General features: G+C 63.9%; 20 protein-coding genes and 1 riboswitch. Of the genes, 10 read left to right on the top strand and 10 right to left on the bottom strand.

Annotated elements, in window-relative coordinates; translation table 11 throughout:
- The first annotated feature begins 241 nt into the window (after positions 1-241).
- Both metH and metA read left to right on the top strand, forming a co-directional pair.
- Positions 242-4,012, top strand: a complete 3,771-nt coding sequence (gene metH / locus BA190_RS22015; RefSeq protein ID WP_068292266.1) for a methionine synthase — start codon at positions 242-244, stop codon at positions 4,010-4,012.
- Between the two features lie 69 nt (positions 4,013-4,081).
- A riboswitch (SAM riboswitch) is annotated at positions 4,082-4,159 on the top strand.
- Between the two features lie 55 nt (positions 4,160-4,214).
- Complete coding sequence (gene metA / locus BA190_RS22010) at positions 4,215-5,138, top strand: homoserine O-succinyltransferase (RefSeq protein ID WP_068292263.1); 924 nt, start codon at positions 4,215-4,217, stop codon at positions 5,136-5,138.
- 57 nt (positions 5,139-5,195) lie between these two features.
- Here the strand turns inward: metA and BA190_RS22005 are convergent, their stop codons facing one another.
- Together BA190_RS22005 and BA190_RS22000 are read right to left on the bottom strand one after the other, a co-directional pair.
- Positions 5,196-5,477 (bottom strand): YiaA/YiaB family inner membrane protein, encoded by a 282-nt coding sequence (locus BA190_RS22005; protein WP_068292259.1) that lies wholly within the window; start codon positions 5,475-5,477, stop codon positions 5,196-5,198.
- A 40-nt stretch (positions 5,478-5,517) separates the two neighbouring features.
- The gene (locus BA190_RS22000) at positions 5,518-6,207 is read right to left on the bottom strand and encodes a PspA/IM30 family protein (RefSeq protein ID WP_068292256.1); all 690 of its coding nucleotides are present in this window, start codon (positions 6,205-6,207) and stop codon (positions 5,518-5,520) included.
- 105 nt (positions 6,208-6,312) lie between these two features.
- On the opposite strand from BA190_RS22000, the gene BA190_RS21995 reads away from it, so the two are divergent.
- Complete coding sequence (locus BA190_RS21995) at positions 6,313-6,936, top strand: TetR/AcrR family transcriptional regulator (protein ID WP_068292254.1); 624 nt, start codon at positions 6,313-6,315, stop codon at positions 6,934-6,936.
- 24 nt (positions 6,937-6,960) lie between these two features.
- Here the strand turns inward: BA190_RS21995 and BA190_RS21990 are convergent, their stop codons facing one another.
- From BA190_RS21990 to cckA, 4 genes are all read right to left on the bottom strand, one after another.
- Complete coding sequence (locus BA190_RS21990; RefSeq protein ID WP_156771648.1) at positions 6,961-8,859, bottom strand: hypothetical protein; 1,899 nt, start codon at positions 8,857-8,859, stop codon at positions 6,961-6,963.
- Positions 8,860-8,956: 97 nt separating this feature from the next.
- Positions 8,957-9,952 carry an alpha/beta hydrolase gene (locus tag BA190_RS21985; protein WP_162275177.1) on the bottom strand — a complete coding sequence of 332 codons (996 nt, stop codon included), beginning with the start codon at positions 9,950-9,952 and terminating at the stop codon, positions 8,957-8,959.
- A 26-nt stretch (positions 9,953-9,978) separates the two neighbouring features.
- On the bottom strand, positions 9,979-10,863 hold the full coding sequence (locus tag BA190_RS21980; RefSeq protein ID WP_162275175.1) for an alpha/beta hydrolase: 885 nt from the start codon (positions 10,861-10,863) through the stop codon (positions 9,979-9,981).
- Positions 10,864-11,150: 287 nt separating this feature from the next.
- The gene (cckA, locus tag BA190_RS21975) at positions 11,151-13,709 is read right to left on the bottom strand and encodes a cell cycle histidine kinase CckA (RefSeq protein ID WP_068292248.1); all 2,559 of its coding nucleotides are present in this window, start codon (positions 13,707-13,709) and stop codon (positions 11,151-11,153) included.
- A gap of 387 nt (positions 13,710-14,096) precedes the next feature.
- Between cckA and BA190_RS21970 the strand changes: the two genes are divergently transcribed.
- The 6 genes from BA190_RS21970 to folP all read left to right on the top strand — a co-directional run bounded on the left by BA190_RS21970 (position 14,097) and on the right by folP (position 21,346).
- On the top strand, positions 14,097-15,455 hold the full coding sequence (locus BA190_RS21970; protein WP_068292245.1) for a hypothetical protein: 1,359 nt from the start codon (positions 14,097-14,099) through the stop codon (positions 15,453-15,455).
- Positions 15,456-15,717: 262 nt separating this feature from the next.
- The gene (locus BA190_RS21965) at positions 15,718-16,917 is read left to right on the top strand and encodes a benzoate/H(+) symporter BenE family transporter (RefSeq protein ID WP_068292242.1); all 1,200 of its coding nucleotides are present in this window, start codon (positions 15,718-15,720) and stop codon (positions 16,915-16,917) included.
- A gap of 307 nt (positions 16,918-17,224) precedes the next feature.
- Positions 17,225-18,583, top strand: a complete 1,359-nt coding sequence (pabB, locus tag BA190_RS21960) for an aminodeoxychorismate synthase component I (RefSeq protein WP_068292239.1) — start codon at positions 17,225-17,227, stop codon at positions 18,581-18,583.
- Positions 18,580-19,146 carry an aminodeoxychorismate/anthranilate synthase component II gene (locus BA190_RS21955; RefSeq protein ID WP_068292236.1) on the top strand — a complete coding sequence of 189 codons (567 nt, stop codon included), beginning with the start codon at positions 18,580-18,582 and terminating at the stop codon, positions 19,144-19,146. Before pabB ends, BA190_RS21955 begins: the two co-directional genes overlap by 4 nt.
- Entirely contained in the window at positions 19,143-20,039 is an 897-nt protein-coding gene (locus BA190_RS21950; protein ID WP_156771647.1) for an aminotransferase class IV, read from the top strand. The genes BA190_RS21955 and BA190_RS21950 overlap by 4 nt, the downstream gene beginning before the upstream one ends.
- A gap of 11 nt (positions 20,040-20,050) precedes the next feature.
- On the top strand, positions 20,051-21,346 hold the full coding sequence (folP, locus tag BA190_RS21945) for a dihydropteroate synthase (RefSeq protein ID WP_082979952.1): 1,296 nt from the start codon (positions 20,051-20,053) through the stop codon (positions 21,344-21,346).
- An 8-nt stretch (positions 21,347-21,354) separates the two neighbouring features.
- On the opposite strand, the gene BA190_RS21940 is transcribed toward folP, so the two are convergent.
- Entirely contained in the window at positions 21,355-22,104 is a 750-nt protein-coding gene (locus BA190_RS21940) for a rhomboid family intramembrane serine protease (protein ID WP_162275173.1), read from the bottom strand.
- A gap of 395 nt (positions 22,105-22,499) precedes the next feature.
- Here BA190_RS21940 and BA190_RS21935 point away from each other — a divergent pair, with 395 nt between their 5' ends.
- Positions 22,500-23,075, top strand: coding sequence for a PAS domain-containing protein (locus BA190_RS21935; protein ID WP_068292230.1), 576 nt, complete (start codon positions 22,500-22,502; stop codon positions 23,073-23,075).
- A gap of 46 nt (positions 23,076-23,121) precedes the next feature.
- Here the strand turns inward: BA190_RS21935 and BA190_RS21930 are convergent, their stop codons facing one another.
- From BA190_RS21930 to BA190_RS21920, 3 genes are all read right to left on the bottom strand, one after another.
- On the bottom strand, positions 23,122-23,481 hold the full coding sequence (locus BA190_RS21930) for a hypothetical protein (protein WP_068292227.1): 360 nt from the start codon (positions 23,479-23,481) through the stop codon (positions 23,122-23,124).
- A gap of 205 nt (positions 23,482-23,686) precedes the next feature.
- The gene (locus tag BA190_RS21925) at positions 23,687-24,106 is read right to left on the bottom strand and encodes a DUF1489 family protein (RefSeq protein ID WP_068292224.1); all 420 of its coding nucleotides are present in this window, start codon (positions 24,104-24,106) and stop codon (positions 23,687-23,689) included.
- On the bottom strand, positions 24,106-24,759 hold the full coding sequence (locus tag BA190_RS21920; RefSeq protein WP_156771646.1) for a glutathione S-transferase family protein: 654 nt from the start codon (positions 24,757-24,759) through the stop codon (positions 24,106-24,108). The genes BA190_RS21925 and BA190_RS21920 overlap by 1 nt, the downstream gene beginning before the upstream one ends.
- Positions 24,760-25,213: the final 454 nt, after the last annotated feature.

The raw sequence follows: 25,213 nt of genomic DNA, 5'->3' as shown, positions 1-25,213 counted from the left end.
GGACGAGACGTCCGCGGTCCCAGCCGGTGCGATTCCGGCGGGAACCTTGCCGGTATTGCGCGGGAAACACCGCGGCTGGGACCGCGGACGTCTCGTCCGCCTCTTCTCTTCCCTTCTCCCGCCTCCCAGCATCCCCAGACAGAAAACCGGCGCTTCCAGGATAGTTCACCTTGACCTCTCCTGCCTGATTGTTATCATATAAGGATATCTTGATATCGTAATTCCGTTATAGGAGCTCGTGATGAGCGCTCCGGTCGAAGCCCTGTTCGCCGCGCCTGCCCAAACCGATCGGGGTGCGGAGATCCTTGCCGCACTTACCGCCGCCGCGCGGGAGCGCATCCTCATCCTCGACGGCGCGATGGGCACGCAGATCCAGGGGCTCGGCTTCGAGGAAGACCATTTCCGCGGCGAGCGCTTCGTCGGCTGCGAGTGCCACCTCAAGGGCAACAACGACCTGCTCACCCTCACCCAGCCGGCGGCGATCGAGGCGATCCACTACGCCTATGCCATGGCCGGCGCCGACATATTGGAGACGAACACCTTCTCCTCCACCTCGATCGCCCAGGCCGACTACGGCATGCAGGAAGCGGTCTATGACCTCAATCGCGACGGTGCTCGCCTCGCCCGCCGCGCCGCGATCAAGGCGCAACAGCAAGACGGGCGCCGGCGCTTCGTCGCCGGCGCGCTCGGCCCGACCAACCGCACGGCCTCGATCTCGCCCGATGTCAACAATCCCGGCTATCGCGCCGTCAGCTTCGATGACCTCCGCATCGCCTATGCCGAGCAGATTCGCGGCCTTATCGACGGCGGCGCCGACATCATCCTGATCGAGACGATTTTCGACACGCTCAACGCCAAGGCGGCGATCTTCGCCTGCGAGGAGGTGTTCGGCGAAAAGCAAGTGCGCCTGCCCGTGATGATCTCCGGTACCATCACTGACCTGTCCGGCCGCACCCTCAGCGGGCAGACGCCGACGGCCTTCTGGCATTCGGTGCGGCATGCCCGCCCCTTCACCATCGGCCTCAACTGCGCGCTCGGCGCCAACGCGATGCGGGCGCATCTCGACGAGATCTCCACCGTTTCCGATACTTTCGTCTGCGCCTATCCCAATGCCGGCCTGCCCAACGAGTTCGGCCAGTATGACGAGAGCCCCGAGGCGATGGCGGCGCAGATCGAGGGTTTTGCCCGCGACGGCCTGGTCAACATCGTCGGCGGCTGCTGCGGCTCGACGCCCGAGCATATCCGCGCCATCGCCGAAGCCGTCGGACGGCACGCACCGCGCCCCATTCCCGAGTTCGAGCCCAAGATGAAGCTGTCGGGCCTGGAGCCCTTCACGCTCGACGCCACCATCCCCTTCGTGAATGTGGGCGAGCGCACCAACGTCACCGGCTCGGCCAAGTTCCGCAAGCTCATCACGGCGGGCGACTATGCGACCGCGCTCGATATCGCCCGCGACCAGGTCGCCAACGGTGCCCAGGTCATCGACATCAACATGGACGAGGGTCTGATCGATTCCGAAAAGGCCATGGTCGAATTCCTCAACCTGATCGCGGCCGAGCCAGACATCGCCCGCGTGCCGGTGATGATCGACTCCTCGAAATTCTCGATCATCGAGGCCGGCCTGAAATGCGTGCAGGGCAAGCCCCTGGTCAATTCCATCTCGATGAAGGAAGGCGAGGAAGCCTTCCTGCATCATGCGCGGCTGGTGCGCGCCTATGGCGCCGCCGTGGTGGTGATGGCCTTCGACGAGCAGGGACAGGCCGACACGCTGGAACGCAAGGTCCAGATCTGCACCAGGGCCTACAAGCTCCTGACTGAAGAGGCCGGCTTCCCGCCCGAGGACATCGTCTTCGATCCCAACATCTTCGCCGTCGCCACCGGCATCGAGGAACATAACGGCTATGGCGTCGCCTTCATCGAGGCGACCAGGCAGATCAGGACCACCCTGCCCCATGCCCATATTTCGGGCGGCGTCTCCAATCTCTCCTTCTCGTTCCGCGGCAATGAGCCGGTGCGAGAGGCCATGCACGCCGTATTCCTCTACCATACCATCCAGGCCGGCATGGACATGGGCATCGTCAATGCCGGCCAGCTCGCCGTCTACGAATCCATCGATCCGGAGCTGCGCGAAGCCTGCGAGGACGTGGTGCTCAACCGCCGCGACGACGCGACGGAGCGTCTGCTGGCGCTGGCCGAGCGCTTCCGTGGCGCGGGTACGAAGGAGGCCAAGGTGCAGGATCTGGCCTGGCGTGCCTGGCCGGTGGAGAAGCGCCTGGAGCACGCGCTGGTCAACGGCATCACCGACCACATCAACGACGACACCGAGGAAGCACGCCAGGCGGCCGAGCGCCCTCTGCACGTCATCGAAGGCCCGCTGATGGCCGGCATGAACGTGGTGGGCGACCTCTTCGGCTCGGGCAAGATGTTCCTGCCGCAGGTGGTCAAGTCGGCCCGCGTGATGAAGCAGGCCGTGGCCGTGCTGCTGCCCTATATGGAAGCCGAGAAGGCCGCCAATGGCGGCGAGGTTCGCCAGAGCGCCGGGAAGGTGCTGATGGCGACGGTGAAGGGCGACGTGCACGATATCGGCAAGAACATCGTCGGCGTCGTGCTCGCCTGCAACAATTACGAGATCATCGATCTCGGCGTGATGGTGCCCTCCGCCAAGATCCTCGAAGTCGCGCGGCAGGAGAAGGTCGACATCATCGGCCTTTCCGGCCTGATCACGCCTTCGCTCGACGAAATGGTGCATGTCGCTTCCGAAATGGAGCGCGAGGGCTTCGACATTCCGCTCCTCATCGGCGGCGCCACCACCAGCCGCGTCCATACCGCCGTGAAGGTGCATCCGCGCTACGACCGTGGCCAGGCGGTGTATGTCACCGATGCCAGCCGCGCCGTCGGCGTGGTCTCCAGCCTGCTCTCCCCGACGATCAAGCCGGGCTATATCGAGACCGTCCAGGCCGAATATACCAAGGTCGCGGCGGCCCACGCCCGCAGCGAGGCCGACAAGCTGCGCCTGCCGCTCGCCAAGGCCAGGGCCAACGCCCACAAGGTGGACTGGACCGGCTTCACGGCGCCGAAACCATCCTTCCTGGGAACACGGGTCTTCGAGAATTACGATCTCGCCGAGCTGGCGCGCTATATCGACTGGACGCCCTTCTTCCAGACCTGGGAGCTCAAGGGGCGCTATCCTGCCATCCTCTCCGACGAGAAGCAGGGCGTGGCGGCCCGGCAGCTCTTCGACGATGCCCAGGCGATGCTCGCCCGCATCATCGAAGAGAAGTGGTTCCATCCCAAGGCCGTGATCGGCTTCTGGCCGGCCAACGCCGTCGGCGACGATATACATCTGTATACGGACGAGAGCCGCAGCCGGAAGCTCGCTGGCCTGCACACCTTGCGCCAGCAACTCACCAAGCGCGATGGCCGGGCCAATGTCGCCCTTTCCGACTTCGTCGCGCCTGAAACGACTGGGCAAGGTGACTATCTCGGCGGATTCGTGGTCACGGCCGGCATGGAAGAGGAAGCGATCGCCCATCGTTTCGAACGCGCCAATGACGATTACGGCTCGATCCTGGTAAAGGCGCTGGCCGACCGTTTTGCCGAGGCCTTCGCCGAGCGCATGCATGAGCGCGTGCGCAAGGAATTCTGGGGCTATGCGGCCGACGAGAACCTCGCCCCCGACGAACTCATCGGCGAGCCCTATCGCGGCATCCGCCCTGCCCCGGGCTATCCCGCCCAGCCCGACCATACCGAGAAGGGCACGCTCTTCCGCCTGCTCGACGCCGAGGCCCGCATCGGCGTGCAGCTGACCGAAAGCTATGCGATGTGGCCGGGCGCCTCCGTGTCCGGGCTCTATTTCGCCCATCCCGAGGCCTATTATTTCGGGGTGTCGAAGATCGAGCAGGACCAGGTCGAGGACTATGCAGCCCGCAAAGGCATGACGGTGCAGGAAGCCGAACGCTGGCTTTCGCCGGTGCTGAACTATGTGCCCGGCGTCAAGGAGGCGGCGGAGTAGAGCCGAGCGCGGGCGTCCTCGCCCGCGCTCCCAGGAAACATCATTGATTTCCTGATCCCGCAGGATTAACTCTCATTCCGTGGTGATTTGGCCGGCCGGCTTGCAGCCACGTTAAACAACTCGCTAAAGGGCCGCTGGATGCATTCCATCCGTGGACCTGTCGCATTGCTTTCCGGCTGGCCCAACGTCGATCGAGTGCAACATGCCTATCAAGATTCCGGATACTTTGCCTGCCTTCTCCACCCTGGTCAGCGAAGGGGTGCGGGTGATGACGGAAACGGCCGCCATCCGGCAGGACATCCGCCCTTTGCAGATCGGCCTGCTCAACCTGATGCCGAACAAGATCCGCACCGAACTGCAGATGGCGCGCCTGGTCGGAGCCACGCCGCTGCAGGTCGAGCTATCGCTGGTCCGCGTCGGCGGCCATCGTGCCAAGAACACCTCGGAAGACCACCTGCTCGCCTTCTACGAAACCTGGGAGGAAGTCCGCGACCGCAAGTTCGACGGCTTCATCATCACCGGCGCGCCGGTGGAGACGCTGCCCTTCGAGGACGTCACCTATTGGAAGGAACTCGAGCAGATCCTGGACTGGACCACGACCAACGTCCATTCCACGCTGAACGTGTGCTGGGGCGCGATGGCGGCGATCTGGCACTTCCATCGAATTCCCAAATATGACCTGACCGAGAAGGCCTTCGGGGTCTACCAGCACCACAACCGCAAGCCGGCCTCCATCTATCTGAACGGCTTTTCGGACGACTTCCACATCCCGGTCTCGCGCTGGACGGAAGTGCGTGGCGAAGATGTGCGCAAGAACCCGGAGCTGGAGATCCTGATGGATTCGGATGAGACCGGCGTGTGTCTCATCCACGAGCAAAAGGGCAACCGGCTCTATTTGTTCAACCATGTCGAATATGAATCGACCTCGCTGGCCGACGAATATTTCCGCGACGTCGAGTCGGGCGTGCCGATCAAGTTGCCGAAGAACTACTTCCCCTATGACGACCCATCCTTCCCGCCGCGCAATTTCTGGCGCAGCCATGCCCATCTCCTGTTCGGCAACTGGATCAACGAGATCTACCAGACGACCTCCTACGATCTGGCGGAGGTCGGCAAGGGACGTTGAGAAGCCCCGGCTGCGCGGGCGCCCCGGCCCACCGCGTTTCGCGCGCCCCCACCCCCGTCAATCCTTGGCGCGGTCTATGCGCATCAGCAATTGCTCGGTCTTGGCGTCCTCGATGCGGTTGTGCAGCCGGCCGGCCTCCTGCTGGTCGCGCAGGGTCTTGGTCAGTGTCACGCAGGTCTGGATCAGCATCACTGTGCCCATGCTCAGGTAGGCCTTGATCCAGATATCGACCGGAAGAAACAGGATGCCGAGGCCGACCATGCCGGCAGCACCGGCGAAGGCGGCATAGGTGAAGGTCACCCAGGCATTGGAGTGCTTGATCAGGTTCGACTGTTCCATGGGATTGTCTCGATTTTTCAGAAGTTGAAAGAAGGGCGGTTCAGGCAGCCTGTGCCGCTTGTGCCTTCAAGCGCGCCAGCACGTCCTTGGCCGTCGTCCGCGTCGAGGGGCCGAACCCCTCCGCCTCGAGCTTTTCAGCTGTCGCCGCCGAGCGCGCCCCGGTATCGAGGGCCTCGAGCTCGAGGTCCACGTCGTCCTGATGGACCTGGCGCTCCCTGAGGCGGACCAGTGTTCTCTCAGCGTCAGTCAAGGCCGCACCGGGTGCGGCCTCGGCGAAGCCCGATTTGAGCTTGTTCACCGTCTCGGCGGCCGCGGTGATACGCCGGCCTCGTTCGATTTCAAGAAACCGGCGCTCGGCCGCCGCCAGCTTGGTGCGCAGCCGTGCCGCTTCCGCGGCGAACGTCGCCTGGGCGGCAGCAATGGCCGCAGCATCGTTTTCCAGATTGGCGATTTCGGCCGCCGCCTCCCCCGCCAGGTCGTCGCGCCCGCCGCGCAGCGCCTCGATGGCGCGTTCGTCGAGATCGGCGATGCGCCGGCGCAGATCGCCGAGCCTGCGCGCCTCGGCCTTGTCCTGGGCGATGGCCACCGCCAAGGCTCGCCGTCCCTGTTCGAGGCCGGCGCGGGCATCCCGGATCTGCTGGTCCAGGATCCGCACGGCATTGCGATCGATCAGATTGTCCTCCGCTTCGGCGGCGGCACCGCGGAACAAAGTCACGATGGTCTTGAACATCACGCTCTCCGTGTTATGAACAACGTTCACAAACTGGACGTTAATCGAATCGTGAACTGCGTTCAAGAAAAATTTTGAACAACGTTCAAAAGGAACGCATCGGGGATGACCAAGGCCCAGTCAAGACGGGAAGAGCTGCGGGACAAGCTGATCGGAGCGGCTGAAAAAACCATCGCCGAACAGGGTCACGCAGCCCTGAAGGCGCGGGCTCTCGCCGAGGAGGTCGGCTGTGCCCTCGGTGCCATCTACACGGTATTCCCCGATCTCGCCGCCCTGATCCTGGCCGTCAACGCGCGCAGCTTTGGCCTGCTCGACGCCATTCTGGGACGGCAAGCCGAAGCGGCCGCCGCAGACGGCGGCAGCCCTCGTGCCGTCGCCAATCGCACGCTGATCGCACTCGCCAACGGCTATCTCGATTTCGCCGCCGAGCATGGCGGGCGCTGGCACGCCTTGTTCGACCTTCGCCTGCCTGAAGGGCAGGAACTACCGCAAGAGCATCTCAGCCGGCAGGACGCCCTGTTCAGGCATCTGGAAGCCCCCCTTGCCGTGCTCCAGCCTGGCCTCGCCGCCGCCGAAAGAGCCCTGCTCGCCCGCTCCCTGTTCTCGGCCGCGCATGGCATGGTGCTGCTCGGCCTCGAGGGCAAGCTGGTGCAGTTGCCCCTGCCCTATCTGCGCGAACAGATCGCCCTGGTGGTCAGCGCCATGGGCCGAGGCCTCGAAAGTGCATGAGAAACCACCGGTTGCCGGGGTGGCTCAACGCAGACCCAGCCGCCTGGCGACAGGCTTGCGACGGTCGATGACCGTATGCTGGTAAAGGGATGGGTCCAGCCGCAATTCCGGTGAGACCGGCCATTTCATTCCTGCCAGATCCAGCATGGTCTGGGCATTGCTGCCCATTTTCGACATGCCCGTGCCCCCTTCGCCGAAGCGTGCCACCGCATTGTCGCCGAGCCGGACGATCTGGCCGTTGTTGGGGCCATTGATGCCTCGCGTGCAAGGCCATGCGCAGATCACGTCCTCGAAGGCCAGGCCGCATTCCGGCGTCAATATGGCGAGGATGCTCGCCAGCGCATTGATGGCATAGCTCCGGCTATAGACGGGCAGGCCGATCACGCCGCCGCAGGTCAGTTTCATCACCAGATGGCTGGAGGTTCGCCCGATCTCGACGAAATGCGTCTGTTTCATTCCGGTAAAAGGCAGGTTGCGCACCTTGTCGGGATCGATGATCCTGAACAGGAGCTGGGCCGAAAGGCCGGTCGCGATGGTCTGATGGGGAACGGGCAGATCGAGGCCAAGGCGATCCGACAGGGCCGGCAGCATGTGGCCGGTCGGCTCATAGTGGAATGTCGCCGTCGGGCCGAGCGAGAGGCACAGATGGTCCAAGGCCAGATGCGAGAGCATTCCCGTGTTCATGTCCTCCACGGTGACCGCAGCCGCCCGGGCCTTGCCATGCCCGTCCTCCTCGAAATAGACCCGGCTCAGGCGCTGCCGGTGCCGGCATTCGATGCCGTTGCGCTCCATGGCATCCATGCAGAGGCGATCGAAACCATGGCGAATGCAACCATTGTCCAGGAAGAGATCGCCTGACACCACGCGATCCAGGATGGCGGGACCATAGAAGGCCTCCAGGCTGGCCGCGTCGAGCTTTTGGATCGCCAGGCCGACATCCTCCGCAAGCTCGCGGTTGTCGACCAGGGAAGCTTCATGGTTCCTGCGCGAAAGATAGAGAAAGACGGCACGCGGACTCTCCTGGTCGAGACGCAGCCGGATTTCCATTTGCCGCTCGATCTCGGCGAGAATCTGAGTCGAAACCTTGCTGGCCAAACGGCTCTTCAGATGATCCGTCGGCCATCCCAGGAGTTTGCGAACGCGCTGCGCCAAGCCGTGCCATTCGTTGTGGAGATAGACAGGCAAATCCCGCAACCGGACGCCGCGGGGCCAAAGGTCGACCTTCCTGTAATCGACGCCGAGGGCAACCGAAGCATCCGCCTCGCCGAAGATGGCGCGTCGGAGGGCGGTACCCAGAATGCCGAGCCCGGTATTGTCGAGTTCGGCGTTGAGCGCATTGGCATGATTGACATGCTCGTAACTCGCCGAACCGCTTTCATTGGACTGCTCGGCTCCATCCAGCACAAACACCACGTCCGACGCGTCGGCAGGGTTTGTCTGCAAGCCGCTCAGAAGGGCGCCGATCTTGGCGGCGGGACCTCCGGCAAATATCGCCCTCGGCCGGCAGATACCGGCCTCGCGTGCCTTGCGGTGCTCCCCGGCAACCAGCCGCACCTCTTCGCAGGCTGTATCGAGCCGTGCGACGAAAACCTTGTTCTGCCCCCTCACCCGCACGTCCTTGCGGGCAAAGGCGGGCTGATAGGGACTTTCTGAGATCAAGAAGGGATTGGCTGCCACCATGGCTTCATAGGCCTGGCGTACGGGGGCAGATGGATTGACCCATGTCGCCTTGCCCGCGAAATAGTTCCCTTCCAAGAGGTAGTCGAGAAACAGGCCACCCGAGGCATTGGCCCAGGTCATCGCCCTTCGCAGGTGGTCCAGCGAGGGAAACACCCGCGTCGGAGCCGCGTTGAAATAGCCGGACGACGCATCACAGCCGGCTTCAGGACGTTCGAGGCGGGGAAGACAAGTCTCGGAATGCATGCCGCTATCAGGAAAGGCTGGGATATCGACCTTCGGCCACCACCTCTATCTACAACCATAGATGGTATGATTTAAGAACAAACAACGACCAGGCGTTCTACGGACCTTCGCTTCCCGCGGATCGCAAGACGCCCTGGCGTGACTGCACCGTCTCGCCGCCGCCGAGCACCGAGGTGATGGCCCAGGTGAAGCCGGGCGGAATGGTGTTCCGGTGGTTCTTGCCCGGCACCACCAGGGAGCGGATGGACAGGCTTGGGAAGCTGCGCTGCTTCAGCCGCGCCTCGAACGCCTTCATGTCGCCGACCATGTCCCTGGTCTGGCCACGCCGGCCCGGGTCGTAGCGGCTGACTTCCTCGCCGCCGACATACATCAGGATATCGGCCTTCAGGTCGCTGTTGGCTTTGGCATAGTCGGCTTCGAGCGCCAGAATGGCGTGATCCGCGAACCAGAGCGACGGGCTTCCGAGAATGTAGGTCTTGAACAGGCCCGGTTCCGTCAGCAGGATGCGGGTGCCCAGGAGACCACCATAGGAATGTCCCCAGTAGAGACGCTGGCCGGGGTCCACGCGATACAGGCTCTCGACATGGGGGATCACTGTGGCGCGCAGATAAAGCTGATAGGCCTGTCCGCCGCCATAGGCGGTATCACCAGGCTTGAGAGGAACAGGGGTATAGTCGCGCTTGCGGCTTACCTCCAGGGTCTCTCCCTTTGCATAGGAAAGCCCGACGATGATGGGTTCTTCGGTCAGTTCTCCCTTGCTGTAAAGGGCTTTGACCAGGCAGGTCAGCGGCCGGGTCGCGCGGCCGCCGTCGGCCAGATAGAGAACCGGGTGACGCTTCGAGGTATCGGCGTCGTAGTCGGGCGGCAGGCTGATCTCGACGTCATAGGATCGCCCGGAAACCGGATCCGGCACCGATAGGGTCTGGATGCCGCCGGGATCGCAATTGCGCCAATTGCCGGGCTTGGTCTGCGCTGCGGCGGCCGTCGTGCCCAGGCCCAGGAGAGCGATCGCGGCCCAGCCGAGTGCAGCTCGCACGACATCCCGCCGAACCAACTGCCAGACAGCGCGCCCTGTCCGATGCAAAGCCGACACGCAAAAGCCTCCTGGATCCGCCTGCATTATCTCCACCGCGCCGGAAGGCCGCCGAGAGCCGAAGTGATGGCCCAGGAAAAGCCTGGCGGGATGGTGGTGCGGTGATTCTTGCCGGCCACGACCAGAGAGCGAATGGTCAGGCTCGGAAAACCCCGCGATTTCAATCGCTTCTCGAATGTCCTGACATCGGCGACCATGTCCTGGGTATTGCCCTGCCGGCCAGGATCGTAGCGGCTGATCTCGTCACCGCCGACATAGATCAGGACATCGGCCTTGAGATCGCGGTGCGTCTTGGCGTAATCGGCCTCGATCGACAGAATGGCATGGTCGGCGAACCAGAAGGACGGACTGCCGAGAATATAGGACCGGAAGAGGCCGGGTTCCGTCAGCAGGATGCGCGCGCCCAAAAGCCCGCCATAGGAATGCCCCCAGAACAGCCGCCGCCTTGGATCGGCGCGATAGGAGTCCTCGATCGCAGGAATGACGGTCCTGCCGAGATAGGCCTGGAAGGCCCCGGCCCCGCCATAGCCGGGTTTGTCGGCCACCGGCGTATAGTCGCGCGCTCGGCTCACCGCAAAACCTTCGCCCCTGGCATAGGAAAGGCCGACGAGGATGGGCTCATCCGAGAGCTTGCCTTCGCGGTGAAGCTTTCTCACCAGCCGAAGGGCCTCCTGGCGCCGGGGTTCCTTCGACAGGCAGGTGACCGATGCGGCAAGGTGGCCGCCATCGGCATAATAAAGCACCGCGAAGCGCTTGGTTGGATTGGCCTGATAATCCGACGGCAGGGTGATCTCGACATCATAGGATCGCCCCGAAACGGGATCGGGAATCGAGCGGATATGCGTGCCGCCGAGGTCGCATCCCGGCGTCCCCGCCGCTTCGGCGGGAGCGGAGATGGCACATAACAGCAATGCAGCAGCTGCGACCCCTCGGATATTCGCAAGAAAAATCAATAGAATAACACCTGGACTATCGTTGAATGCAATTGTTCTCCTCTGGTCATCCCGTGCGCGATGCAGCATGAAATGCTGCTTCGCAGACACGGGACCGCGCAGAAATGAGCCACAGTCGGCTTGCGATCCCGGATCTGCACTGCACCACTGCGTGTTGCAGTGCGTCCGCGATGACCCCGTGGTCACTGCCCTTGCGAAGACCACACCATGATGGTGCCCAGGCAACCGAGACGACCGCGCCCGCCCTACGGCTTCATGTTGGACTTCACGGCCTCGACCAGCTGCTTCATCGAGAAGGGCTTGGGCAGGAAGGCGAACTCCTCGCCCTCCGGCATGTTCTTGGCGAAGGCTTCCTCGGCATAGCCGGAGACGAAGATGATCCGCGTCTTCGACTGGCGCTTGCGCATTTCCTTGAGCAGGGTCGGCCCATCCATTTCGGGCATCACCACGTCGGAGACGACGAGATCGATCTCGCTCTCGCCCTCGTCGATGATCTGCAGGGCCTCGATGCCGGAGCCGGCCTCGATCACCTCGAAACCGCGGGCCGCCAGGGTACGGGCGGAAAGCGCGCGCAAGGCTTCCTCGTCCTCGACCAACAGGATGCGACCCCGGCCGGTAAGGTCGGGCATGTCCTTGGACTTGGCTGGCGCCGAACCCGCCGGGTCCGGAGCACTCTCGGCCTCCACACTGGCGACCTTCGCCGGCTCGACCAGGCGCGGCAGGAAGATCTGGAAGATCGTGCCCTTCCCCTCCACCGAATGGACGAGAATAGAGCCACCCGTCTGTTTGACGATACCGTAAACGGTCGAAAGCCCCAGGCCTGTACCCTTGCCGACATCCTTGGTGGTGAAGAAGGGTTCGAAGATCTTGTCGAGTACGACAGGCGAAATGCCGCTGCCATTGTCCTCGACCTCGACGGTGACATAGTCGGCCGGCGGCAGCTCGCTGCGATCGAGAGCGCTCGCCTCCGAGATCGGCACGTTGCGCGTGCGGATGATCACCTTGCCGCCGTCGGGCATGGCATCACGCGCGTTGACGGTGAGGTTCATCACCACCTGTTCGAACTGGTTGACGTCCACCTTCACCGGCCACAGATCGCGGCCATGCACGACCTCCAGCGCCACCTTCTCACCCAGCAGGCGCCGCAGCAGCATCGACAGGTCCGACATCGCGTCGTTGAGATTCAGCACCTGCGGGCGCAGGGTCTGGCGGCGCGAGAAGGCAAGCAACTGGCGCACCAGATTGGCTGCGCGGTTGGCGTTGCTCTTGATCGCCATGATGTCCTGGAAGGCGGGATCACCGGGCTTGTGGCTGCCGAGCAGGGAATCGGCCGCCAGCATGATCACCCCGAGCACATTGTTGAAATCGTGCGCCACGCCGCCGGCGAGCTGCCCGACCGCGTTCATCTTCTGGCTCTGGGTGAACTGCTCCTGCAGCGTGCGCTGCTCGGTGGTGTCGATCATGTAGACGATCGCCGCTTCCTTCTCGTTCTCGCCGCGATCGACGGGCGCGAACCAGAAGCGGGCGGAGCGGCTGCCCTGTCCAACCAAGGAGGCCTCGGCCGGTTCGATGTCGCCCCGACCGGCCATGGCAAGGCGGGTCAGCTTGCTCAGCCCCTCGCGGTCGCGCTCGATGACGGCCTCGAGCAGGGAATGGCCCGGCGCATCGCCGTTGAGGGACTCCTTGAACAGGCGCATGAACGCTGCGTTGGTGCGCACGATCCTGGCGTTTTCGTCAATGGTCGCAATGGCCAGGGGAGAATTGTTGAAGAAGCGGGCAAACCGCACTTCTGCCGCCCGCAGGCCTTCGGAGACGTCGCCGCCCGGACCGCGATAGATCACCAGCGTGCGCGACGGACCGGGCTGGCCGTCGGCGGCAAAGGCGATCTTGTGGAACAGGCGCACCGGCATGATGGTGCCGTTGCGCCGCCTGAGATCGATGTCGAAAATCTCGGTGCGCACGCTGCCCGGCTCGCTGGCCTGCGTCACCACCAGGGCGCCGGCATTGCCCGGGGCGACATCGGCCAGCGTCAGGCCGCCCGTGCCGAACTGGGCGAGATCATAGTCGAGCCAACCGGCGAGCGTGGCGTTGAGATAGACGATCTCACCCGAGGGATCGGCGGAGAAGAAGCCGGCCGGCGCATGGTCGAGATAGTCGATGGCGTGCTGCAGTTCCTGGAACACGTTTTCCTGACGCTCGCGCTCGCGCGTGATGTCGGCGACGGTCCATACCGTTTCCCCTGCTCCAGACGGGCGCTCGATCGGGCGCACCCGCACGCGATACCAGGAAGCCGTTCCGGCAGGCGGGGCGGAAGCGATGCGGAACTCCTCGGCGAGGCGCTGCCCGGCCCGTGCGGCCTGGGCCAGGCGGTAGGTTGCCTCCGAAACGTCGGGGTCCCCGGTGAAGGCCCGCTCGACCGTGCGGATGTCCTGTTCGCCCATCGCGCCGGTCAGCATCAAATAGGCCGCGTTGGCATAGATGATGCGACCATCCTTGTTGGTGACGAGGATGCCTTCGGGAGAATCGTCAGCGATCAGCTTGGTGAGATCGTTGCGGGCAGTCGCTGTCAGGCCGAAATGCGCGATACCCATTGCCAAGGCAAACATCATCAACATGCCGAGGATGGCAAAGATCGAAAGAATGCCGAAACTCGCAGCCCACCCCCATTCAGATGGAAGCAGATAAACGCCAAAGGCAATCACGATGATCACCGCTGCGAGCACGAGCACCCAGAAGATGCCGCTGGGCCGTTCGCTGCGATCGACCGCGGCGCCGCGTGCCGCCGCCTCCTCGCCTTCAGCCATGTTCAACCCCACCGCGCATCTTTCAAAGCCGATTCGCTCCGGCGAACCGCATAATGGTCAGTTTGGCTTAGCAGTTCACATTTCAAAATGTGTTAACCTCGTTGACCAAAAATATCCTGGCCCTTTGCGGCGATTTAGCACCATCCAAAGATGTGCCGGGCCATGGTGTATCCCTGACGAAACAGCCGAGAGGAAAGAAAAATCCGCCTCTTTTGCGGCATTTCTCCGGTTTTTTGGCCAAATTCAAGGGACAAGCCTCAGTTTAGCGACTTTGCTGTTGATTCTTGCACGTTAACCGTCTTCTAAGAAACTAGCCCGGAAAGAGTACTGGTCGCATCAGGCTGCCATCCCCTATCGGCACCGGACCAGATCTAAGGAATTATATCGATGGATTCGTTGAACTCTTGGCTGCCCGCGCAGTTGTTCACCTTGGCTGGCCTGCTGTTGGTGGTGGGAGTCGTCTTGATGTTCATCTGGCGCGCCATCAATCGCCCCCAGGTCGGCGGCGCCAAAGGCGGACGGCAGTCGCGGCTCGGCGTGGTTGATTCCTACGGCGTCGGCACCCGCCAGCTCGTGCTAGTGCGGCGCGACAATGTCGAACATCTGATCATGATCGGCGGCCCGAACGATGTCGTCGTCGAATCCAGCATCCTGCGCGCCCGTCCGGCCGGCCAAGCTGCACGCCCTGCCGCGCCCGGTGCAACACCGCCTCCGGTCCAGGAACGTACGGCGGCCATCGCCGTTCCGCCCCGGCAAGTCGAGGAAGATTTTGCCCGTCCGGAGCCCGTCGAGCCTCCGCCAGTCGCCAAGATCGAGACGCCAGTTCCGGCACCGGCCACAACACCGGTCAGCAGGACCTCTCCTGCTGCCGCGACCACGCCCCAGGTGCCTTCGAGCACATCCGCTACGCGTCCGAGCGTGGTGCCCCCGCGTGAACCGGGCTTCTTCCAGCGCGCCACGTCGCGCTTGCCGAATTTCGGCCGGCCCGCTGCCACGGCGGCGGCGCCTGCTCCCGTCGCACCGGCCGTGCCTGCGGCCGAGGAGCCTCGCGCCACCATCGATACCGCGCATTTCGAAGAGCTTCTGGCCGGCGATCCGCCTGCAACTACGCCCGCGCCGAAGCCGACCGTATCCGCGGCCCCTGCTGCACAGACAACGGCGGCTCCCAAGCCCAAGGCTGAGCTCGATTTCGAAGTCGCGGAAGGACTCGATCTCGAGCCCGCGCCCGAAACGCGCGAACCGCCAGCGCCCACCACCACCACGCGCCTGACGCTGCCCGAGATTCGCCTGCCGGATCTGCGCTTGCCGGAATGGCGCCGCCCCGAGGCGACGCCCGCTCCGACGCCTGCCCCGCGCCAGGCGCCGGAACTTAGGGTCGAGCCTCGTTTTTCCGCCGATCCGCGCCCGACCGGTGAGCCCTCACCGACTCTCGGCGGCCGCATCGAGCCCTCGCTGGGCACGCCGGCGCCACGTCCGCAGGCCGAGCCGACACGTACGGAGCCTTTCCGGGTCGGTGAAAGACTGACGACGCCGACACGCCCGGCCACCACGGTGCCTGCGTCGAGCACGACAGCCGCGCCGGCCGCCACCGCAGCGCCGACACCGACAGCGGCCTCCACGCCGACACCACCTCCGGCGCCGACGACCACGCCGGCCCCGGCCGAGGCCGAAGACCCCTTCGCCAGCCTCGAGGAGGAAATGGCGAGCCTGCTGGGACGAAACAGGGACGACAGCAAGAAGCCCTGAATGGGCAAACGATCAACGGGCGGATCTTCCGCCCGTTTTCTTTTGGTGTCGTGGCTGCAACCCGACACACCGGCAGGCGCGGGAAACGCGATAGGAGCTGGGACATTTGCGTTTGCTGCCGGGACCAGCGCAATATCCAGGCCGGCCGGGCTCGACGCCTCCATTCATCCGACACGTGGCTTGCACATTTCGTGACGGGGGTCGAATAAGGCCGTCTCGCGCCATGTTGCCCTGCCCCTCAGAGAATTCCGGTTCCCCTGCCATGCGCTCCTTCCTTGCAGATCTCAGCGGCCAGTCGGCCGGCATGGGCATCCTTACCGCTGTGGTCGGCTATACCAGCTCGGTGGCGGTGGTGATCAATGGCATGGGTGCCGTCGGCGCTTCGCCGGGGCAGATCGCTTCGGGCCTCGCCGCTTTGTGCGTCACCATGGGCCTGTGCGGCGCCGGCCTCAGCCTCGCCACCCGCATGCCGGTCTCGACGGCCTGGTCGACGCCCGGCATGGCCCTCCTGGCGGGCCTTGCAGCGCCGGCCGGTGGTTATCCTGCCGCCGTGGGCGCCTTTCTGGTCACCGGCGTGCTGATCATGGTGGCCGGCTTATGGTCTCCCCTCGGCAAGCTGATCACCCGTATTCCTCGTCCCATCGCAGGCGCGATGCTGGCCGGTATCCTGTTCAAGCTTTGCCTTGCTCCGGTGATCGCCATCGGCCAGGTGCCGAAATTCGCCATACCGGTGGTGCTGACCTGGCTGGTGGTCGGGCGCTTCTTCCGCCTGTGGGCCGCGCCCGCAGCGCTCGCTGTCGCCTTGGGCGCCATGGCATTCGACGGCCAGGCAAGTTCGCTGCCGCTGGCTCTCCCGTCGCTTGAATTCGTGACTCCAAGCTTCGATTGGCAAACACTGATTTCGATCGGTCTACCGCTCTTCATCGTCACCATGGCCTCGCAGAACATTCCAGGCCTGACCGTGCTGGCCGCCTATGGCTATCAGGTATCGACACGGCCCGCCTTCCTGGTGACCGGAGGCGTGTCGGCCCTCTCCTCGCTGCTGGGCGCTCCCACCATCAACCTCGCCGCCATCACCGCCGCCCTATGCGCCGGTCCGGACGCCCATATCCAGCCCGAACGGCGCTATACTGCCGCAGTGGTCGCCGGATTGTTCTATGCGGCGATCTTCTCGTTGCTGTCGGCGATCGCAGCGGGCCTAGTCACCGCCTCTTCCCCGATCCTGATCGAAGCGGCGGCGGGACTGGCACTGGTAAGCGCTTTCGGGGCCTCCCTGCTTGGCGCCGTGCAGGAAGAAAGCCAGCGTCTGCCGGCGCTTGCGACCTTCCTGATCACCGCATCCGGCTTCAGTCTCTACGGCATCGGCGCCGCCTTCTGGGGCCTTTGTGCAGGGCTTGTCGTGCATATGCTCTATTCCGGCGCAAACAGAGGCACGACAAAGGCAAAAAAAAGCGCTACATAGATATGCGATGTTCCACGTATCTCCACAGGGCTGAGAGGTGCGGGACGCTTGGGCCCATCCTGGATGCAAGCCCCTGCGTGATGAGTTCCGGCCGGCTGACAGGGAAGCCGCCCGACGCTCCAATCGCCGAACCTAGAGCAAAGCGCGTTCATGACTGAACGCTTGTTTGCTCTAACTCCTTGGTTAGACGCGTCTTTGCGATTTTGGGTGACGCCGTAAGATCGCAAAACGCTACGGAAGCGGTCTGTCCGCATCACACGAGCTGGCCGGTATGTTTCTGCCGCACCAGGATTGTGCTTGAGCTGCCATGATCATTGTTGAGATACCCTGGATCGATCCCCTAGAAGCTGCGGCCGCCATGGCCAGCCAGCCGCGACTGGCCCTGCTCGACAGCGCCATGCCCCATGAAACGCTGGGGCGGTGGTCCTATCTGGCCGCCTCCCCCTTCGGCCGTTTCCAGGTCGTCGACGGCGTTGCGCGCTGGAACGATGCCGTCATCGACGGCAGGCCCATGGAGGCCTTGCGTCACCTGCTGCGGCAATACGCCCGGCCGACCCTGCCGGGAGCCCCCCCCTTCAGCGGCGGCGCCATCGGTAGTTTCGCCTATGAAGCGGGCCATCTGTTCGAACGTTTCGGACCGTCGGTTCCATCAGCCGCGCCAGGCGTTCCCCAGATAGACCTGCCGTTCTACGACCACCTCCTTGCCTTCGACGCCATCGAGAAGCGTGCCTTCGCCATCGCACCGAACCAGGAGGGCATCGAACGGCTCGTCGAAGGGCTTGAGGCCCAGCCTCACCGGACATCGGCTCCGCGTGCATTGACTTGGCACGACAGCCGCAGCCGGAGCGAATACGAAGCCGAGGTCGCACGCGTGGTCGGCTATATCCGCGACGGCGACATCTTCCAGGCCAATCTCTCCCATCGCTTCAGCGCCACGCCCCAGCAAGGCGCCGACCCGCTGGCGACCTATCTCGCCTTGCGGCGATCCAATCCGGCGCCGTTTGCCGCCCTGCTGGTCGATGGCAGCAACTTCATCGCCTCCACCTCGCCCGAGCGCTTTCTGCGCCTGGACGCCGGTGGGGTCGAGGCCAGGCCGATCAAGGGCACCAAGCGCCGCTGCGCCCACCCCGCCATGGATATTGCCATCGCCCAGTCGCTCGCCCGCAGCGAAAAGGACCGGGCCGAGAACATCATGATCGTCGACCTCCTGCGCAACGACCTGTCGCGGGTCTGCGATGCGGGCAGCGTCGAGGTTCCCCTCTTGTGCGGCATCGAAACCTATGCCTCGGTGCACCATCTGACTTCGGCGGTTACGGGCCGCCTCAAGGAAGGGCTCGACGTGACCGACCTGATCGCCGCCACCTTCCCGGGCGGCTCGATCACCGGGGCACCGAAGATCCGCGCCATGGAGATCATCGGCGAACTCGAGCGCGAGCCACGCGGCGCCTATTGCGGTGCGATCGGCTGGATCGGCTTCGACGGCGCTGCCGATCTCAACATCGCCATCCGCACCCTCAGCTATGACGGCAAGGACCTTTCGGTCCGGGCCGGAGGCGGCATCACGCTGCTCTCCGATCCCTTTGCCGAATATGACGAGACCCTGGCCAAGGCCGAGCGACTCATTGCGGCCTTCGAGGATCCCGCCCGCGCGGAGGAAGCGGCATGATCCTGATCGTCGACAATTACGATTCCTTCGTCTTCAACGTCTCCCGCTATTTCGAGGAGGCCGGCGCGACGACCCATGTCGTCCGCAATGACGCCGTGACAGCCGACGACGTCATCCGCCTCGGCGCTCAAGCTCTGGTGTTTTCACCTGGCCCGAAGGCACCGCGCGATGCCGGCGCTTCGCTCGACCTGATCAAGCTCTTTTCGGGCAAGCTGCCCATCCTCGGTATCTGCCTCGGCCACCAATGCATCGGCGAAGTCTTCGGCGGGCGCACAGCCCATGCCCGCACGCCCATGCATGGCCGCGCCTCACGCATCGAGCATCAGGGCGGCGGCCTGTTCGCCGGGCTGCCGCGGCCCTTCGAGGCCGCGCGCTATCATTCGCTGATCGTCGAGATCGACGAGGATGGCCCGCTGGAGGTCACGGCGCGCAGCGACGAAGGCGAGATCATGGCACTCAGCCATCGCCAGCATCCCACTTTCGGCGTGCAGTTCCATCCCGAGTCGATCCTGACGCCGCAGGGACACCAGATCATCCGCGCGTTCCTGGATCGCGTGCAGTGAGCTTCTTTCTTCATCGTCTCCTGGCGGACGGCAATGCCGACGCCCCACTGGTCAATGCCCTCGATCGCGGCTTCCAACTCGGGGATGGCGTATTCGACACCATGGCTTGCTTCGAGGGACGCCCTTTTGCAGAAGAGCGTCACCGCGCCCGGCTCATCCGACATGCCGCAACCATCGGCATCGATGTCGACCCCGCCCTGTTGAAGCAGGCGCTTGAAAGCCTGCTGGAAGAGTTGGGCGAACGCCATGCCATCCTGCGCACCACGGTAACGCGAGGGCAAGCCGCCCGGGGCCTGTGGCCGCTGCCAGGCAGTCAATCACCGAGTGGCCCGCCCACGATCCTGGTGACGGCCCAGCCCTGGAGCGCCTCGCTTGTCGGCCAGCCTGCAAGGCTGTGCGAAGCCGAGTTACCGCGCAATCAGCTCTCGCCGCTCGCCCGCCTGAAATCCCTCAACTATCTTGACAACATCCTGTCCGCGCGCCGGGCCGCCGAAGCCGGCGTCGACGATGCCCTGATCCGCAATCTCGACGGCAACGCAGTCTCATCCACCATCGCCAATCTCTTCGCCATCGTCGATGACCGGTTCGTCACTCCTCCTTGCGCCGATGGTTGCCTCGACGGTGTCATGCGCGAACTGGTGCTGGAGGAAGCGAAGGCCCTTGGCTTCGAAGTCAGCGAGGCCAGTCTCACACCGGCCCTGATCGAGCGCACCGAAGCGCTGTTCCTCACCAATTCCGTGCGCCTGATCCGTCCGGTCATGGCGCTGGGCAACCGGAGCCTGGTCCCGTCTCCCCGGGCAGCCTTGTCCCTCAACCGCCTCTTCAATGCCCTCCTGGCCCGCATCACACACGACACCGGCGCGCGCCTTGAGGTAGTCCTTCCCATCCAGTGAGCAGTGCTTCCATGATCTACGTCGCCCTCGGTGCCAATCTGCCATCCTCCGAAGGAGCTCCCCGGGAAACCCTGCGCCGGGCAGTATCCGCCCTGGCGGCCCGTGGATTGACGATTTCCGCGCGTTCGCGCCTGTTCCTAACCGAGCCGGTGCCGCGCTCGGACCAGCCCTGGTATGCCAATCAGGTCATCGCCGTCGAGAGCGCCCTCACGCCCCACCAGATTCTTTCTATCCTGCTCGACGTTGAATTGCAGTTCGGGCGCGAACGCAGCGAACGCAATGCAGCCCGCACGCTGGATCTCGACCTGATCGGCTATGGCAGCGACATCATCGACACGCCGGACCTCGTAGTGCCGCATCCGCGCATGCATGAGCGGGCCTTCGTGCTCGCTCCGCTTGCCGACATCGCCCCGAGTTGGCGCCATCCCGTCAATGGCGAAACCGTCAGCCTGATGCTGGCGCGCAGCGATCGAGCCCATGTGCGAGCGCTCAGGACGGTGCCGCTGCTGATGGGCATCGTCAACGTCACCCCCGATTCCTTTTCCGACGGCGGACGCTATGACAACGCCGAGACGGCCATCGCCCATGCCCGCCAGTTGATGGAGGAAGGCGCCGACATTCTCGACATCGGTGGCGAGTCGACGCGTCCGGGGGCCACTCCCGTCGACATCGAAACCGAATGGCAACGCGTGGGTCCGGTGATCGAGGCTCTCGCCGAGGAGGCCAAACGGCGCTACCGCCTGATCTCAATCGATACCCGCCATGCCGAGATCATGGCGCGCGCACTTGCTGCCGGCGCCACCATGATCAACGACGTCACGGCCCTGGACGATCCGGCCAGCCGCAGGGCCGTCGCCGATCATGATGCCCCCGTGGTACTGATGCATATGCAAGGCGATCCGCAGAGCATGCAGGTCAATCCGGTTTATGCCGATGTGGTGAAGGATGTCTGCGCCGAGTTGAGCTTCAAATGCGAGCGCGCCATCAAGGATGGCATCGCCGCCTCACGCTTGTGGCTCGACCCCGGCATCGGCTTCGGCAAGACGATGGAGCACAATCTGGCCCTGCTCGACGCCACCCCGCAATTGCGTGCCCTGGGCTTTCCCGTGCTGATCGGGGCCTCCCGCAAGATCTTCATCCGCGGGGTCGATCGCCATGGGCCGGCCTCTGAGCGCGTAGCCGGATCGGTTTCCGCCGCTCTCTCCGCCGCGCAGCGCGGCGCCGATGCGGTACGTGTCCATGATGTCGCACAGACGCGGCAAGCCCTGGCCGTCTGGAGCGCGGTCGAAGGGCAGGCGATGAGCTGATTGGAGGCTCAGACGACCCGGCGCAGCCGTGGCTGGCGGTCGAAGAAGCGAAACAGGAGCAGGCCGGCCAGGAATCCGCCTATGTTGCCCGGCCAGCCGGGCATCACCTGCGACGTGGTAAGGATCAGCGGGCTGACGGCATTCCAGGCCGTGATGAAGGCGAAGACGGCGAGCCAGATGCGCACGTTCTGGTCCGCCAATGCATCCCGCAAGGTCCAGGCCGGCTTGCGAAAGGCCGCACCACCGGCGACCCGAAATGCCGCCATCGCCGATCCGCCCTTGAAGAGGAAATGGATCGAAGCCGCGAACAGGCCCGACAGACCGCCGCCCGCTCCCACCATGGCGGCAGCACTGCCCCAGTAGAACAACAGGCAGGCGAACGAGCCTGCAATGGTGCACAGGGCGGTGAAGGCCAGAAAGCGCCAGGTACCGAAGCGCCAGGCCACCGCAGCACCCAGGATCAGCAGGGCCGCGCCATTGATCATCAGCGTGCCCGGATCGGACTGAAGAAAGAAACAGGTCAGGAAGCCGGCAATATCGGCAAGATGTCCACCGGGCCAGGCAATGCTCTCCCCGATCGAGGGATCGTAGCGCAGCGGCGTGAAGGCGAAGACCCCGACCAACCAGGCGCTCCAACTTCCGGGTATCACCGCCCGAGCAATGTGAACGAGGATGATGAGGCCGGTGAGCAGCAGCACGACCGCCGGCACGTTGAAGGCCGCCGGCGGATCGATATTGCCGCGCGATTTCAATGACAAAGACATATCTCCTGAAGCAGGAAGCAAACTGTGGTCATTCGCTCCGTCATTCTTAACATCGATTCGGCCGCATTAACCTTTTGTTAACATTAATAATTCGTTTCCAGACGGTAACCATCCTGCCCCCTGCCGTCCGCTCCCATGCCGGTGCTATCGTCACCTCCTCGCTCGCCTATGACGGGCGAGAGCGGCGTTCGAATGAAGGTCGCTCACATCGCTGAAGCACGGGCACGGGCCGATCACAATCGGATCATGCCACCGGCGCCTTGTGATCCGGCAGATATGCCGCAAACCACAGGACGCTCTGGCCAATCCGTCGGATTGGCTTGGAAACAGAGAGTTAGAGCAAAGGGCGTTCAGCCATGTACGCGCATTGCTCTGGGGGCGGCTGACCAATGAAGAATACGGCGACACGCGACCTCTACGGCTATTGGGATCAGTTGCGCGGTCAGAGGCCCGCCCCCGAACGTGTCGACATCGATCCGGCCGCCATCCGCCGGGTGCTGGGCGATACCTTCATCGTGGAGATCGACAAGAACCGCAGCTTTCCGTTCCGCCTGGCCGGAACCCGGATGTGCGCCCTGCTCGGCCAGGAACTGCGCGGTGCTTCCCTGCTCGATCGCTGGACCGACCGAACTGGCCTGGCGGAACTGGTAATGGCGGTATCGTCGGACCTGACGGCACGGGTGATCGCGCTGAGCGGCAGCACGCTGCAAGGCCATCATCTCGATCTGGAATTGCTGCTCCTGCCGCTCCATCATCGCGGCAAGGCCAATTCGCGTATCCTCGGCAGCCTGACGCCAGGCGAGGCCCCCTATTGGATCGGCCTGCATCCCATTTCGCGTTTCGATATCGTCTCAGTGGAAGAGATCCCTGCGACAGCGCGCGTTCAGCGACATACGGCCCTGCCTACCGGTACTCGGCGTTATGGCCATCTCACGCTGGTCGAAGGTGGCAAGGCCAGCGCCTGACTGATCCTGCGTTTCTATCCGAGAGCATTTTCTCGACCGAAAAGCCTTAGTGCAACCGATAAGCCTGATCGCGCAGCGAACCCGCCCGACTGCAACGAAGCAGTTCGCCCCCCACGCCATCATCGGACAAGCGATCGCGAATGGTGGTGAAACGATCCAGTTCATGGTGATAATCATCGGCAAGGACCTGCCAGTCCTCGACCTCTTCGAGCCTCGAGGCGGCGAAACGGTCGGCAGCAGCCGCCATATCGGCATAAGCCAGGGCCACCGGCGAGGTCCGGAATAGCGTGGTTTCGTTCAGGGAAACTTCGCCGGTATCGAGATCGCGAGCCTGGACGAGAAAGCCGTCAGACTGCGCGATGACTTCGTAGCACCAGCCCTGCCCTTCTGTACTTGCGATCAACATGGCGTCCTCCATCCACTCAACTTACGGCCATGATGCCAGAGCGGTGAAACTTCGAAGTGCCATCCTGCACACGTCATGGTTAACGCTTGATAACCAACAATGTTCAGGTACCCGGCGATTGCGTGCCATAATGACGCATGGAGTGTGACTATAGCGTGAACGCGCATCGGAGCGTTCACACAGCCGTTGAGGACGTCCCGAAAGCCTAAACGAGGCCGATAGTGCGCAACTCGCGCTGGAGCTCGATGGGCAGGTCGGCGTCGGCCGAGCCGACCTTGGCGAGATCGGGCGGCGCGTCGGCTGCGCTGAGATAGCGCCACCCCTGGAAGGGGCCGCGCGGGCGGGGATCGACGGCGACGACCGCCGGATCGAGCACGATGTCGCAACGCGAGATGCCGTCCTCGTCACGGCGCGCACGCAAATCCGTGATGCGCTGGCGACACGAGACGATGCCCTTGATCACCCAATAGAGCGAGCCGCCGCCGAGGATCGCCTCGCGGTTCTTCGGCATCATGCGCGTGGTGTGGATCTGCTCACCCGCCAGGCGCAGGCGCAGGGCGATCCATTCCTCGAGGTCGGCGATCGATTCGGCGCCGACACATAGCTTGATCAGGTTGAGGCTCATCACACTGAATCAATATCAACGATCGTTTCGGTTTCCTCGAGGGCCGCCGCTTCCCACTCCCGCCACATCGGCGTCGCCATCACCGCGTCCATATAGCGGCGCACCGCGGCCGGCACCTTGACGTCATAGGCGTGCAAGCGGTTCACCACAGGTGCCCACATCGCATCGGCATTGTTGAAATGCGCGCCGAACAGGAAATCGCCGCCGCTGCCGAAACGCGTGCGGCAGTCGATGATGAGATCGACCACTCTTTCCACGCTCGCCAGGGTTTCGTCGTCGAGGGCGATGGCCTTGGGCCGGCGCTTGATGTTCATCGGGCAGTTGCGGCGCAGAGGCAGGAAACCGGCATGGATCTCGGCGCTGATGGCACGGGCGTGCGCCCGGCTCTCGCGATCATCCGGCCAGAGTTGTGGCGCGATCTCGGCCAGGTATTCGAGGATGGCAATGGATTCGTGCACCATGATATCGCCATGGATCAGAATGGGCACCTTGCCGGCTGCCGAGGTCGCCTTGATCATCGCCGAAGTTTCGGGATGGCGCAGCCAGATGATCTGCTCCTCGAAGTGCATGCCCGCCGACTTTGCTGCCAGCCAGGGCCGCATGGACCAGGAAGAATAATTCTTGTTGCCGATGATCAGTTTCAAGGGGCGCACTCCAACACGGGCCGCACCATGCCGCCTCCGGCGCGGGCGCGCAAACGGAGATTTGCCTCCGTCAACATGCCGTAGCGGCCTGCCGTTTGACGACCCTGGTGCCAAACATCCGGTTGCAAGCTGGCGGCAGCGCCTTCATTGTCCAGCCACGAACCGTAATGGATCAGGGAGTCGTGCCCATGAAGAAGATACTCGTGCTTGCCAGCCTGTTTGCTTTGCCCTTGGCAGGCTGCGTCACGCCGGAAGGTGGTTACGCCGATCGCCCCTCTTACAGCGATCCCGGCTATTATGGCGGCAATTATTATGGCGATCACCGTCGCGACCGCCGCGATCGCTATCCAGGCAGACCGCGCCCGGGCCGGCCAATTCCCGGAGAGCCAGGTCCGGGTACAGGCCCTGGGTCCGGCCCGTCTCCGGGTGGCGATTTCAGCTGGCGGAATGCTCCTCCTGGCTC

It is taken from the genome of Labrys sp. WJW (assembly GCF_001676615.1).
Lineage (GTDB): Bacteria > Pseudomonadota > Alphaproteobacteria > Rhizobiales > Labraceae > Labrys > Labrys sedimenti.
This window is presented reverse-complemented; position numbering and strand designations above follow the sequence as displayed.